This is a genomic window from Lunatimonas sp. (genome assembly GCF_020832325.1).
Lineage (GTDB): Bacteria > Bacteroidota > Bacteroidia > Cytophagales > Cyclobacteriaceae > Lunatimonas.
Genome location: NZ_JAFIEU010000051.1, coordinates 278,528 through 290,950, shown reverse-complemented (window position 1 = coordinate 290,950; position 12,423 = coordinate 278,528). Strand labels below are relative to the sequence as shown.

The window sequence follows — 12,423 nt, the reverse complement described above, 5'->3', positions numbered from 1 at the left end:
TCTTTTCTAGTCAAGAGTAATTTCCAGCGCAAGGCCCCTAAGTTCATGCACCAACACGTTAAAGGACTCCGGAATATTCGGCTTGGGAAGGTTCTCCCCTTTAACGATGGCTTCGTAGGCTTTGGCCCTGCCAATTACATCATCTGACTTAACCGTCAAGATCTCCTGCAAGACGTGGGAAGCACCGAATGCCTCCAATGCCCAAACTTCCATCTCTCCAAAACGCTGACCACCAAACTGGGCTTTACCACCCAAAGGCTGCTGCGTGATCAAAGAATATGGTCCAATGGACCTCGCGTGCATCTTGTCATCCACCAAGTGGCCTAGTTTTAGCATGTAGGAAACACCCACAGTAACTGGCTGGTCGAATTTCTTTCCGGTTAGACCATCAAACAGGTAAGTTCTGCCAAAAGATGGCAATCCCGCAGCTGTCAATTCTGCTGCAACTTCCTCTGTGGTGGCCCCGTCAAAGATTGGCGTGGCGTATTTCTTACCAAGCCTCATCCCAGCCCAAGCCAATACGGTTTCAAAGATTTGACCGATGTTCATTCGGGAAGGTACGCCCAAGGGATTCAATACGATATCCATCGGAGTTCCATCTTCCAAGAACGGCATATCTTCGTCACGCACGATACGGGCCACGATACCCTTGTTACCGTGACGTCCGGCCATCTTATCCCCAACCTTCAATTTTCGCTTCTTGGCTACGTATACTTTGGCCAATTGTACAATACCGGCTGGCAGCTCATCACCGACTTCCAAAGTAAACTTGTCCCTTTTAAAGATCCCGGAAATTTCATTTCGGGAATTGGTATAGTTTTTCACCAATTGCTGAACCAAATTATTGGTGTGCGCATCATCTGTCCAATCATCTAAAATGATGTCAGAAATCAAATTGGCTTCCTCTGGCACGTTGTAATTGCTCTCGTCCCGGTATGGGTTCTTGGCAGGAAACAGGTTATTTTCGATATTCTGATGGTTGAACTTCATACCCTTACTGATGATTTCGTCACCAAACTTGTGCCTCACACCATTGGATACTTTTCCATCCAACAAAACCACCAACTTCTGAATCATTCTAGCACGTATGCCAAGCAGATCCTTACTATACTTCTGCTTAAGCTTCTCAACTTCAGCTTTTGACTTTGCCCTAAGGTCTTTGTCCTTCTTCGGTCTAGAGAACAACTTGGTCTCAATCACCACACCGTTGAGCGAAGGGGACGCTTTCAAAGAAGCATCCTTCACGTCTCCGGCTTTGTCACCAAAGATCGCGCGTAGCAATTTCTCTTCCGGAGTCGGATCGGTTTCTCCTTTTGGCGTGATCTTACCGATGATGATATCACCTTCCTTCAGTTCAGCACCCACTCGGATGATTCCGTTCTCATCCAGATTTTTGACCGCATCTTCAGATACGTTCGGTATCTCCGAAGTAAGCTCTTCCTCTCCCCGCTTGGTGTCCCGAACTTCGAGTTGAAACTCTTCGATGTGAATGGAGGTAAAAATATCCTCGCGCACCACCCGCTCAGAGATAACGATAGCATCCTCAAAGTTATATCCCTGCCAAGGCATGTAAGCCACCAGCAGGTTTTTGCCTAGTGCCAGCTCCCCTTGATTGGTCGAATATCCCTCAACCAGTACTTGTCCTTTTGTAACGCGCTGACCTTTCAGCACAATCGGAGACAAATTGATCGTGGTATCTTGATTGGTTCGACGGAACTTCGTCAATTGATAGGTTTTATATTCATCGCTGAAATTAACCAGCAGTTCGTCGTCGCTCAAATCGTACTTGATGACAATCTTTTTGGCATCTACGTAATCAATGACACCGTCTGCTTCTGCCAAAACCAACGCCCTGGAGTCAATTGCAGCCTTTCCTTCGAGACCTGTACCCACATACGGTGCCTCAGCCTTTAATAAAGGAACTGCCTGCCGTTGCATGTTGGAACCCATAAGGGCTCGGTTTGCATCATCATGCTCCAAAAAGGGAATGAGCGATGCAGCAACAGATACGATCTGGTTGGGCGCCACGTCCATGTAGTTGATCTCGGCAGGTTCCAATACAGGGAAGTCCCCCTCAAACCTAGCCTTGACCCGGTCGTTGATGAAATTTCCGGATTCATCCAATGGAGCGTTTGCCTGTGCGATGTTATTGTCGTCCTCTTCCTCTGCGGTCAAAAACACGATATCCTTGGGATCCATGCTCACTTGGCCCTCTTTTACCTTGCGGTAAGGAGTTTCCAAGAAGCCCATGGAATTAACCTTTGCATGTACGCAAAGTGAGGATATCAACCCAATGTTTGGGCCTTCCGGTGTTTCAATGGTACAAAGCCTACCGTAGTGGGTATAGTGAACATCTCGCACCTCAAAACCTGCACGCTCTCTGGACAGACCACCCGGACCCAGTGCAGACAATCTACGCTTGTGCGTCAACTCCGCCAGTGGGTTGGTTTGGTCCATAAACTGTGAAAGTTGATTGGTACCAAAGAAGGAATTGATCACAGAAGACAGGGTCCTCGCATTGATTAGATCCACCGGTTTGAAGTCCTCGTTATCCCGCACGTTCATCCGCTCGCGGATGGTACGTGCCATCCTGGCTAGACCTACACCAAACTGACTATAAAGTTGCTCTCCTACTGTTCGAACCCTTCTATTGCTCAAGTGGTCAATATCGTCGACTACCGCTTTCGAATTGATCAATCCAATCAAGTATTTTACGATCGAAATAATATCCTCCGTCGTCAATACAATCTTCTCGGGATCAATGTCAAGACCGAGTTTTTTATTGATTCGGTACCGGCCTACTTCTCCAAGGTCATACCGTTTGTCTGAAAAGAACAGCCCATGAATCACTTCCCTGGCTGTGGCTTCATCCGGTGCCTCGGTATTTCTCAATTGGCGATAGATCACCTCTACGGCTTCTTTTTCCGAATTGGAATTGTCTTTCTGAAGCGTGTTATATATGATGGAATAATCTGCGACGTTTACATCTTCCCTGTGGAGAATAATGCTCTTAGTGGAAGAGTCTAGGATCAGCTCGATATCCTCCTCTGAAAGCACAGAGTCTCTTTCCAATAACACTTCGTTTCGGTCGATAGAAACGACCTCACCGGTATCTTCATCCACAAAATCCTCTACCCAGGTTCTAAGAACCCTGGCAGCTAACCTACGTCCGATCACTTTTTTAAGTGTAGATTTATTGGCATCTACTTCCTCAGAAAGACCGAACAAATCCAAAATCTCCTTATCTGATCCGTAGCCGATAGCTCTAAGCAGGGTAGTGACAGGAAACTTCTTCTTCCGGTCAATGTAGGCATACATCACGTTGTTGATGTCGGTGGCAAACTCAATCCAGGAACCCTTAAATGGAATAATTCGGGCAGAGTACAGCTTGGTGCCATTGGTATGTTTGCTTTGCGCAAAAAACACACCTGGGGAACGGTGCAATTGGGAAACGATTACCCGCTCTGCTCCATTAATAACAAAGGATCCTTTTTCGGTCATGTAGGGAAGGTTCCCTAGAAACACTTCCTGCTCAATGGTCTCGAAGTCCTCATTATCTTCATCCGAGCATAATAACCGGAGTTTGGCCTTGAGAGGAACAGAGTAAGTAAGTCCTCTATCTATACACTCAGAAACGTTGTATTTTGGAGGATCAACGGCATAGTCGATAAATTCAAGGGTGAAGTTTTCCCGGGAATCAGAAATGGGGAAATTTTCAGAAAACACCTTGAAGAGACCATCCTGTCTTCTTTTTTCAGCAGGGGTATCCAGCTGGAAAAAATCTTTAAAGGATTGCAGCTGAATGTCTAGAAAATCAGGATAGTCTTTGACTACCTTTATAGATGAGAAACTTTTCCTTGCGGTTTGATTCTGGATAGCCAAGGCAGTATATGTTTTATAGTTATAATATTTATTAATTAAAGACAACTAACACTATAAATAGTGCAATTTATTTGTTGTCCATAAACAGGAAAAGACCTGACTTAAGAGTCAGGTCTATTTTGGATAACCAATTCCAAAAGAAGGAACGGTTATTCAAATTACTTCAATTCTACTTCAGCGCCAGCCTCTTCAAGTTGCTTCTTAAGTGCATCAGCTTCATCTTTGCTAACACCCTCTTTGATTGCTTTAGGAGCACCGTCTACTACTTCTTTAGCTTCTTTCAGTCCAAGACCTGTCAATTCTTTAACAAGTTTAACTACAGCCAATTTCTGTCCACCAGCAGCTTTCAAGATTACGTCAAAAGAAGTTTTTTCTTCTTCCGCGGCAGCTTCACCTCCACCAGCTCCGGCAGCTACAACAGTAGCAGCAGCAGCGGCGGGTTCGATACCGTAGTCATCTTTCAAAATTGCGGCTAACTCATTTACCTCTTTAACAGTCAAGTTAACTAACTGCTCAGCGAATGCTTTAAGATCTGCCATTGTATAAAATATTTAATTGTTTGATTTTTAACTGAATTGAATAAATTGATTTAAGATTCTCTTTCGGAAAGGGTTTTGACCACTCCGGCAAGGATATGTTGACCGCTTTGAAGCGCAGAAACAACATTCTTGGCAGGAGATTGCAACAGCCCGATAATCTCTCCGAGCAATTCCTCTTTTGATTTAAGGTTAGACAAAATCTCCAGGTTGTTTTCTCCTAAAAACAAATCCCCGTCGATAGAAGCACCCTTAAATTTGGGGCGGGTCTCTTTCTTGCCTAGTTTTTTACGGAATTCCAACAAAGCTTTAGCGGGCAGATTTCCCACTTCCTTCGAAAAAAGAATGCCTGAAAAACCCTTCAACGCTTTCTCGTTGAATTCGGAATAATCAGTATCAAGGTTTTCAAGAGCCTTTTTTACCAGCGTGTTTTTATATACCTTGTATTCGAGTCCTTTCTCGAAACACATCCTCCTGAAGGCATTTACCTGAGCTACCGAAAACCCTGACGCATCCGTTACATAGAAATGCGGGGTCTCCTTAAACTTCTCGGTAAGTTCATCAATGATGGATTTTTTATCTTCTCTTGTCATGATTATATACCTTGAATACTAGATTTATCGATGATAATACCCGGTGACATGGTACTAGAAATATGGATGCTTCGGAAATACGTTCCTTTAGCAGCGGCGGGCTTCAACTTAGACACCGTCAGGATCAACTCCATGGCGTTTTCTAGAATTTTCTCCGGAGAGAAGGAAACCTTTCCAACACTTGCATGCAGGATACCGAATTTGTCCACTTTAAAGTCTATCTTACCGGCTTTCACATCTTTCACTGCTTTCCCCACGTCAAGGGTCACGGTGCCTGACTTTGGGTTGGGCATAAGGCCTCTAGGACCTAATACTCTTCCCAGTCTACCTACCTTCGCCATTACGTTTGGAGTAGTGATGATCACATCGATGTCAGTCCATCCGCCTTCAATTTTGGCGATATAGTCATCCAGACCTACGTGGTCCGCACCAGCTTCCTTCGCTTCCTCTACTTTGTCAGGGCTGCAAAGTACCAGCACTTTCACATCCTTGCCTGTTCCATGTGGCAATGCCACCACACCTCTGACCATTTGGTCAGCTTTTCTAGGGTCAACACCCAATCGGATATCAATATCCACGGAAGCATCAAACTTCGCATTGGTTATTTCTTTCACGATACTAGATGCCTCAGCCAGAGAGTAGGCTTGGCTAGGATCATATTTAGAAAGAGCTTCTTTTTGTTTTTTTGTTAACTTAGCCATGTTCCTTTATTTAATCCTCCCAAGGAGCTTTCCCTGAAACTGTAATTCCCATACTTCTTGCGGTGCCGGCTATCATTCTCATGGCAGCCTCCACCTCGAAGGCGTTCAAGTCAGGCATCTTTACCTCAGCGATCGTTTTTACCTGATCCCAAGTGACAGACCCTACCTTTTTCCTGTTGGGCTCCGAAGAACCGCCTTTTACCTTCGCCGCTTCCAACAGCATGTTTGCAGCTGGAGGAGTCTTTACGACGAATTCAAAAGACTTATCCGAGAAAATAGTGATAAGTACAGGCACAACCTGACCCATTTTCTCCTGCGTTCTGGCATTAAATTGCTTACAGAACTCCATGATGTTCAAACCCTTGGAACCAAGAGCAGGACCAACAGGAGGAGATGGGTTAGCCTGGCCACCTTTCACCTGTAATTTCAGATAACCAGTGATTTCTTTTGCCATTTCCTAGTCTTGTTTTTCTACTTGTATAAAGTTTAACTCTACCGGGGTGTTTCGACCGAAAATCTTAACCATAACATTAAGCTTCTTCTTGTCTTCAAACACCTCCTCTATCATTCCCGAGAAACCACTGAAAGGACCGTCCATTACTTTTACGGTCTCCCCAACTATAAATGGTGTATCCAGTTTTTCCGCAAACTCATCAATCTCCTCAACACGACCTAAGATCCTATTGACTTCAGACTGCCGTAATGGTTCGGGGGTTTTGGAAGCTCCCCCCTGGTTTGACCCTAAAAAACCGATAACTCCCGGAATACTCGTAATCACATGATTGGCCTCGCCATGGCTGAGATCCGCATGTACCAACACGTATCCTGGAAAGAAATTTCTTTCCCTTACACGCTTCTTGCCATTGCGCATCTCATAAATCTTCTCGGAAGGTATCAACACCTCCGGAATATATTCCTCGAGTTTTTGCCTAGCTATCTCGTTGTCTAAATACGTTTTAGCTTTCTTTTCCTGCCCGGCTACTACTCTGAGGACATACCATTTCTGCTCAGCCATTATGTAATTTTGATTCTATTAGAATAAATCATAAAACCATTTCATAACGCTCTCGAAGGAAAGATCGATGAGCCCTATTACCAAGGCGAAAATCAACGACGCTACGAGCACCAAGACGGCGCTGTTCTGCAATGAAGCATACTTCGGCCAGGTGACCTTGTTCTTCATTTCGTCGATGGATTCAACTACAAAATTCTTGACGTTCATGTAACTCAATTTTAATAGATCCCACCTTCAGTAGTAGATGTCTTTTCCTTTACAAGTTCGGACATCTATGAAAGGGCTTTATGGTTCTTTAGCACGGGCAGAGAGATTCGAACTCCCATCAACGGTTTTGGAGACCGCTATTCTGCCATTGAACTATGCCCGTAGACACTTCCTCCATTTACGGAACGCAAAAGTAGGCAAAAATGTCCTAAGAAACAAATGCGATTCCGAAAAAATTCAGAATCGCACCTGCATTTATCGTATGAAATATAAAGATTAATCCAATATTTCAGTCACCTGTCCGGCACCAACGGTTCTACCACCCTCACGGATAGCGAATCGAAGTCCCTTCTCAAGAGCAACTGCGTTCAAAAGGGTTACCTCAATGGTGATGTTATCACCTGGCATAACCATTTCAACGTTCTCAGGAAGTTTGATTTCACCGGTTACGTCTGTCGTTCTAAGATAGAACTGTGGACGGTATTTGTTAAAGAAAGGCGTGTGACGTCCACCCTCTTCTTTGGAAAGAACGTAAACTTCCGCTTTGAAGTGAGCATGAGGCTTCACAGATCCAGGCTTACAGATAATCATTCCTCGTCTGATCTGAGACTTTTCAATACCTCTAAGCAACAAACCTACGTTGTCACCAGCTTCACCTCTGTCAAGGATCTTACGGAACATCTCTACACCTGTTACAGTGGATTTCAATCCCTCAGCACCCATACCGATGATGTCTACTGGCTCACCAGAGTTAATTACTCCTCTTTCAATTCTACCAGTAGCTACAGTACCACGACCAGTGATCGAGAATACGTCTTCTACAGGCATCAAGAAATCCTTGTCGATTGCTCTTTCTGGAAGAGGAATGTGGTTATCTACCGCATCCATCAGCTCCATTACAGTTGCTTCCCACTTCTCATCGCCATTCAAAGCACCGAGAGCAGAACCTGCAATTACTGGAATGTTGTCGCCGTCAAATTCATAGAAAGAAAGAAGCTCTCTTACTTCCATTTCAACTAGCTCCAACAATTCAGGATCATCTACCAAGTCTACCTTGTTCATGAAAACTACGAGCGCAGGTACACCTACCTGACGAGCCAACAGAATGTGCTCCCTAGTCTGGGGCATTGGACCGTCTGTAGCAGCTACCACCAAGATCGCACCATCCATCTGTGCAGCTCCCGTAACCATGTTCTTTACATAGTCAGCGTGGCCTGGACAGTCTACGTGCGCATAGTGTCTGCTTTCAGTTTGATACTCTACGTGAGAGGTGTTGATAGTGATACCTCTTTCTTTCTCCTCAGGAGCGTTGTCGATAGAAGCGAAGTCTCTTAATTCAGACAGACCCTTTCTGGCCAATACAGTTGTAATGGCAGCAGTCAAAGTAGTCTTACCGTGATCGACGTGACCAATCGTACCTATATTAACGTGTGGTTTGGAACGGTCAAAGGTTGCTTTTGCCATGCGTGAAAATCCTTTGTTTAGTTAATGATAAAATTTCGTTTGTTTGTACCAATGTATCGAGCCAACGACGGGATTTGAACCCGTGACCTCTTCCTTACCAAGGAAGCACTCTACCCCTGAGCTACGTCGGCTAGTAACATTATTATGCCTATAAAAGCATAGAGCGGGAGACGAGGCTCGAACCCGCGACCTGCAGCTTGGAAGGCTGCCGCTCTACCAACTGAGCTACTCCCGCTTTTAATATTTCTATACTACCAATCTTTCCAACAATATCGATAACACACATCGTATGCACCATATTGTTTTTTGAATTGGCTGGTAAATTTATACCTTTTTTCCAGAATAATCTACTCTCTGTCAATAAAAAGAAAGTCTATTTTCGCTGGATTGTGGGGGAAACAGGATTCGAACCTGTGAAGACATAAGTCAACGGATTTACAGTCCGTCCCAGTTGGCCGCTTTGGTATTCCCCCAACTTTTCTATTCGATACAACAGTTAATTATCGTAACGGATGGCAAAATTATAGCCTTTTCCCTAACATTCAAAACAATCCAAAAAAAAATGTACTTTTTTACCAACTGCCTCCAGTAGTGGTTTCATAATCAGCTTATTAATTTTCCTCCAGATAGGGCTCCAAGAAAAACTGCTGGTAATTGCGGACCAACTCGTCAGACTCCTCCGCATGAATTTTCACCACCTGCTCCAACACTCCCTCCTCATCGATAAATCCAAATAGCGACTGAAATGCTGTCAGGCGAATGTAGTTGGCCGGATGGCCTCCTGCCAGCCCCATCAGCCTGTTGATCGCTCCTGCCTTGTCCGAGCCCTGTACGCTTGCGAAATAATCGCCATAGTAGCCAATGAAATAATAAAGTGACTCCCCTGTCATCGCGTCCAATTTCGAATTAAACCAATAATCATACCCTACTTTGGCCTCAGAGGTGAGAAAATCCGCCAATGGCACCACCATCCGGATATTTCGCTCCTCCTTCAGAGTTTCAAACATCCTCATCTTTGCTTCCACGCCACCGGGCCGATCCATCATCGCCGTGAGTGCCGCACCTGCTACCACATAAGAGGGATTCTGAACCAGCCGCTGAAAAACCCCGGCATATCTCTCTCCGTCCAATTCCCCCAATAATCCAATCGCTGACGCCCTTACTTCGTGGCTAGGGTCCTCCTCTGCTAGCCGTAATATCTTCGCTGACAACGCCTCATCCACTTGTTCTTGACTCATGGCTTGAGGCATTCGGGTGAGCGCCAAGCCCCGAACTTCGGAAAAAGAATCCTCCAGTGCCTCCAGAATAAGAGGTTTCCGGTCTTCCACATCCAAAAAAGCCGCTGTAAGACTATCCAATGCTTCCAATCTCGCTACTCCGGATTTGGCAAAGGTAAACTGCCTCTTAAAGGCCTCAGCACCCCTATAACTACGCTTCTCCGCAAGCAACACCATGTCCTCGTCCACAATCACCGCATCGACGGCGGCACCATTCTCCAGCGCAAACTGCTGCGTACCCTGCTCCAATACAAATTCACGTTCTTCCACTCCCCCGTCTTTGTACAGATTCACCTTAAATGGAATTCGGTACAGAGGTGTCGTCTGAAAATCCTGCTTTTGGGAAATGGTAAGTAAGTAACTCTCCGGATTCCTGGTATCCAACTTGATATCCAGAATCGGATGCCCAGATGCCAAAAACCATTGATTGAAAAACCAGTTTAGGTCGCGTCCAGTAACCTGCTCAAAGGCCAGGCGCAAGTCATGAATCTCCACACTGCTGTATGCATGTTTCGTCAGATAATGCCGAAGCGACGCAAAAAAGGCCTCATCGCCCAAATGCCTACGCAACATGTGCAGTACTCTCCCACCTTTGGCGTAGCTATGGCTGTCAAACATGTCGTCTTCGTGCTCATAGTGAAACCGGATCAGGTCTACCTGCTTCTCCAAGGACTCATCCAGGTATTGTTCCATAGCAGCCAAATGATGCATATCTGCTTTATCTTTCCCTTCCTTGTATTCAAACCATAGGTATTCGGAATAATCGGCAAATGATTCATTCAACGGCAAATTGGACCAAGACTCCGTCGTAACCAGGTTGCCAAACCATTGATGAAACAGTTCGTGGGCGATGATGTAATCCCAGTCGCTGTCCAAAGCCTCTCGCTCATCAAGGTTCAGCGACTCCATAAAAATCGATACGGTAGTATTTTCCATCGCTCCGGACACAAAATCACGGACAACTACCTGATCGTATTTTTGCCATGGATAGTCTACACCAAGCAATTCAGAAAAAAACGTCAACATCTCCGGTGTATGCTGAAAAACGCGGGCTGCTCCTTTTTCAAACCCCCGTTCTACATAATAATTGACCTCGACATCTCGCCACTTATCCGACACCTTCGCAAAATCGCCTACGGCTACCGCTGTCAGATAGGGGGCGTGGGGCAGGTCCATTTCCCAGTGATCTGTGCGCGTACCGTCCGCGTGGCTAGTCTGAGAAAGCAGCCGGCCGTTGCTGATGGTAAGGTCTGCACTGTCTATGCGAAACCGAATATCATGGGTCTGCCGCTCGTTGGGATGGTCAATGGTCGGGAACCACTTTGAACTGAACGAGGTCTCACCCTGGGTCCATATCTGCCGGGGTTTGTCCTCTGTACCGGTTGGATTGATGAAGTACAGACCTTTTGTATCTGTAACCGCTCTCCCACCGGCTTGAGTGGTTTCTTCGGGCTTGGCGGTATATCTCAGACCAATCAATAGCGTATCGGAAGATGAATAGTTGCCGGGTAAAAATAGGTCTACCCTCTTTCCGTCGTAGCGAAAATTCAATGGCCTCTGCTCCTGCCCATTCACTAACCAACTGTCGTGAATTTCAAAATCTTTAGCGTCCAAGCTAACTTGGCTTTGCTCAAAAAAGTAGGGCTTCATACGTAACAACGCCGTCCCGTGCACTCGCTGATTGGCATAGTCAAAAGACAGATCCAAACTCGTATGGATAAGGTCAAACTTTCGCTCAGGTGTCTCCCTATACCCCTGCATCTTCATTTCCAGTTTACCTAAATCAGGATTGGGGTCTGGCGTAGCAAGTACTTCCCTGATTCCCTTAGATTCAGTCATTGCTGCACCGATGGCCGATTCTCCGTCTACAACGGGCGCATTGCTGGTTTTGCAGGAAAAAAGTAACCCAAAAATAAATGCGGCAACAAGGCCGTTGTTACGATATCTTTGCATAGATGGATGGACAAACCCTATTAAATGAAACAAATTCACGCCATACAGCGTGCCAAATTGGCGAATTTTGATTTTCTTTAGCATTAGCGTGACAAATTTAATCGCTATTTGGTTTCCATCAGCCCAAAAAATAAGATAAAATGTACAAAGTCAGTATCGGCAGTACCAGTTTAAGAGTCGAGAAATCCGAAGAAACCTATTTAGTAGAAAACCAAAGCGTGGAATGGGATGTCCGCCGGATCAAAGACCGACACTACCATATCCTGTACCGCAACCGATCGCTTAACCTAGAGGTCATTAGTTGGGACGAAAAACAAAAGGTGCTTTGTCTGAAACTAGATGGAAAGGAGATTTCTCTCAAAATCCAAGATCCTCAAGATCTACTATTGGAGAAACTGGGTATCCGCAATAGCCAAACTGCTCAACCCACCGATGTGAAGGCTCCTATGCCAGGCCTCATCTTGAACATCCCCCTGACAGTGGGGCAAACTGTTCGAAAGGGAGAGACCCTACTGGTATTGGAGGCCATGAAAATGGAAAATGCCATCAAGGCGCCGCTAGATGGAACGGTAAAAGCGATCGCTGTTCAGCAGGGGCAAAGTGTGGAAAAAAACCAGGTGCTCGTTCAATTTTAAGGGATAGATTTAGTTTTCTAGAAACAAGAAATTATCTTTGTCCGATTTAAAAATTTCAGCACGCAACGGCTGCGACTTTTAGCGGTCATCAGGTCATAGTCGGCAAGAGCCGAATATCGCGGGTCAAGACCCTCTATTATGGATCATCATACAAACCACA

Annotated in this window: 10 protein-coding genes and 4 tRNA genes; 1 reads left to right on the top strand and 13 read right to left on the bottom strand. The window is 45.4% G+C overall.

Annotation, left to right across the window (positions count from 1 at the left end; translation table 11 throughout):
* Positions 1-6 precede the first annotated feature (6 nt).
* The 13 genes from rpoB to JJU34_RS21290 form a co-directional block, all read right to left on the bottom strand.
* Positions 7-3,882 (bottom strand): DNA-directed RNA polymerase subunit beta, encoded by a 3,876-nt coding sequence (gene rpoB / locus JJU34_RS21350; protein WP_228694457.1) that lies wholly within the window; start codon positions 3,880-3,882, stop codon positions 7-9.
* Positions 3,883-4,040: 158 nt separating this feature from the next.
* The gene (gene rplL / locus JJU34_RS21345) at positions 4,041-4,421 is read right to left on the bottom strand and encodes a 50S ribosomal protein L7/L12 (protein WP_228694456.1); all 381 of its coding nucleotides are present in this window, start codon (positions 4,419-4,421) and stop codon (positions 4,041-4,043) included.
* 50 nt (positions 4,422-4,471) lie between these two features.
* Complete coding sequence (gene rplJ, locus JJU34_RS21340; RefSeq protein WP_228694455.1) at positions 4,472-5,011, bottom strand: 50S ribosomal protein L10; 540 nt, start codon at positions 5,009-5,011, stop codon at positions 4,472-4,474.
* Between the two features lie 2 nt (positions 5,012-5,013).
* Complete coding sequence (rplA, locus tag JJU34_RS21335) at positions 5,014-5,712, bottom strand: 50S ribosomal protein L1 (RefSeq protein WP_228694454.1); 699 nt, start codon at positions 5,710-5,712, stop codon at positions 5,014-5,016.
* A 10-nt stretch (positions 5,713-5,722) separates the two neighbouring features.
* Positions 5,723-6,166: a 50S ribosomal protein L11 gene (gene rplK, locus JJU34_RS21330; protein WP_228694453.1), complete on the bottom strand. Its 444-nt coding sequence runs from the start codon at positions 6,164-6,166 to the stop codon at positions 5,723-5,725.
* 3 nt (positions 6,167-6,169) lie between these two features.
* A complete protein-coding gene (gene nusG / locus JJU34_RS21325) occupies positions 6,170-6,727 on the bottom strand; it encodes a transcription termination/antitermination protein NusG (RefSeq protein ID WP_209329910.1) in 558 nt (185 codons plus the stop codon).
* Positions 6,728-6,745: 18 nt separating this feature from the next.
* The gene (gene secE / locus JJU34_RS21320; RefSeq protein WP_010856309.1) at positions 6,746-6,934 is read right to left on the bottom strand and encodes a preprotein translocase subunit SecE; all 189 of its coding nucleotides are present in this window, start codon (positions 6,932-6,934) and stop codon (positions 6,746-6,748) included.
* 92 nt (positions 6,935-7,026) lie between these two features.
* Positions 7,027-7,097, bottom strand: a tRNA-Trp gene (locus JJU34_RS21315).
* A 113-nt stretch (positions 7,098-7,210) separates the two neighbouring features.
* The gene (tuf, locus tag JJU34_RS21310) at positions 7,211-8,398 is read right to left on the bottom strand and encodes an elongation factor Tu (protein ID WP_228694452.1); all 1,188 of its coding nucleotides are present in this window, start codon (positions 8,396-8,398) and stop codon (positions 7,211-7,213) included.
* Between the two features lie 59 nt (positions 8,399-8,457).
* A tRNA-Thr gene (locus tag JJU34_RS21305) sits at positions 8,458-8,529 on the bottom strand.
* Positions 8,530-8,560: 31 nt separating this feature from the next.
* Positions 8,561-8,633 (bottom strand) — tRNA-Gly (locus tag JJU34_RS21300).
* 155 nt (positions 8,634-8,788) lie between these two features.
* Positions 8,789-8,871, bottom strand: a tRNA-Tyr gene (locus JJU34_RS21295).
* A 138-nt stretch (positions 8,872-9,009) separates the two neighbouring features.
* A complete protein-coding gene (locus JJU34_RS21290) occupies positions 9,010-11,628 on the bottom strand; it encodes a M1 family metallopeptidase (RefSeq protein ID WP_228694451.1) in 2,619 nt (872 codons plus the stop codon).
* Between the two features lie 140 nt (positions 11,629-11,768).
* Here JJU34_RS21290 and JJU34_RS21285 point away from each other — a divergent pair, with 140 nt between their 5' ends.
* On the top strand, positions 11,769-12,263 hold the full coding sequence (locus JJU34_RS21285; protein WP_228694450.1) for an acetyl-CoA carboxylase biotin carboxyl carrier protein subunit: 495 nt from the start codon (positions 11,769-11,771) through the stop codon (positions 12,261-12,263).
* The last annotated feature ends 160 nt before the right edge of the window (positions 12,264-12,423 follow it).

Excerpts from the sequence above, each read along its gene's own strand:
- rplL (WP_228694456.1), bottom strand. The coding sequence starts at position 4,421 with ATGGCAGATCTTAAAGCATTCGCTGAGCAGTTAGTTAACTTGACTGTT.
- rplJ (WP_228694455.1), bottom strand. The coding sequence starts at position 5,011 with ATGACAAGAGAAGATAAAAAATCCATCATTGATGAACTTACCGAGAAG.
- rplA (WP_228694454.1), bottom strand. The coding sequence starts at position 5,712 with ATGGCTAAGTTAACAAAAAAACAAAAAGAAGCTCTTTCTAAATATGAT.
- rplK (WP_228694453.1), bottom strand. The coding sequence starts at position 6,166 with ATGGCAAAAGAAATCACTGGTTATCTGAAATTACAGGTGAAAGGTGGC.
- nusG (WP_209329910.1), bottom strand. The coding sequence starts at position 6,727 with ATGGCTGAGCAGAAATGGTATGTCCTCAGAGTAGTAGCCGGGCAGGAA.
- secE (WP_010856309.1), bottom strand. The coding sequence starts at position 6,934 with ATGAACGTCAAGAATTTTGTAGTTGAATCCATCGACGAAATGAAGAAC.
- tuf (WP_228694452.1), bottom strand. The coding sequence starts at position 8,398 with ATGGCAAAAGCAACCTTTGACCGTTCCAAACCACACGTTAATATAGGT.
- JJU34_RS21290 (WP_228694451.1), bottom strand. The coding sequence starts at position 11,628 with ATGCAAAGATATCGTAACAACGGCCTTGTTGCCGCATTTATTTTTGGG.
- JJU34_RS21285 (WP_228694450.1), top strand. The coding sequence starts at position 11,769 with ATGTACAAAGTCAGTATCGGCAGTACCAGTTTAAGAGTCGAGAAATCC.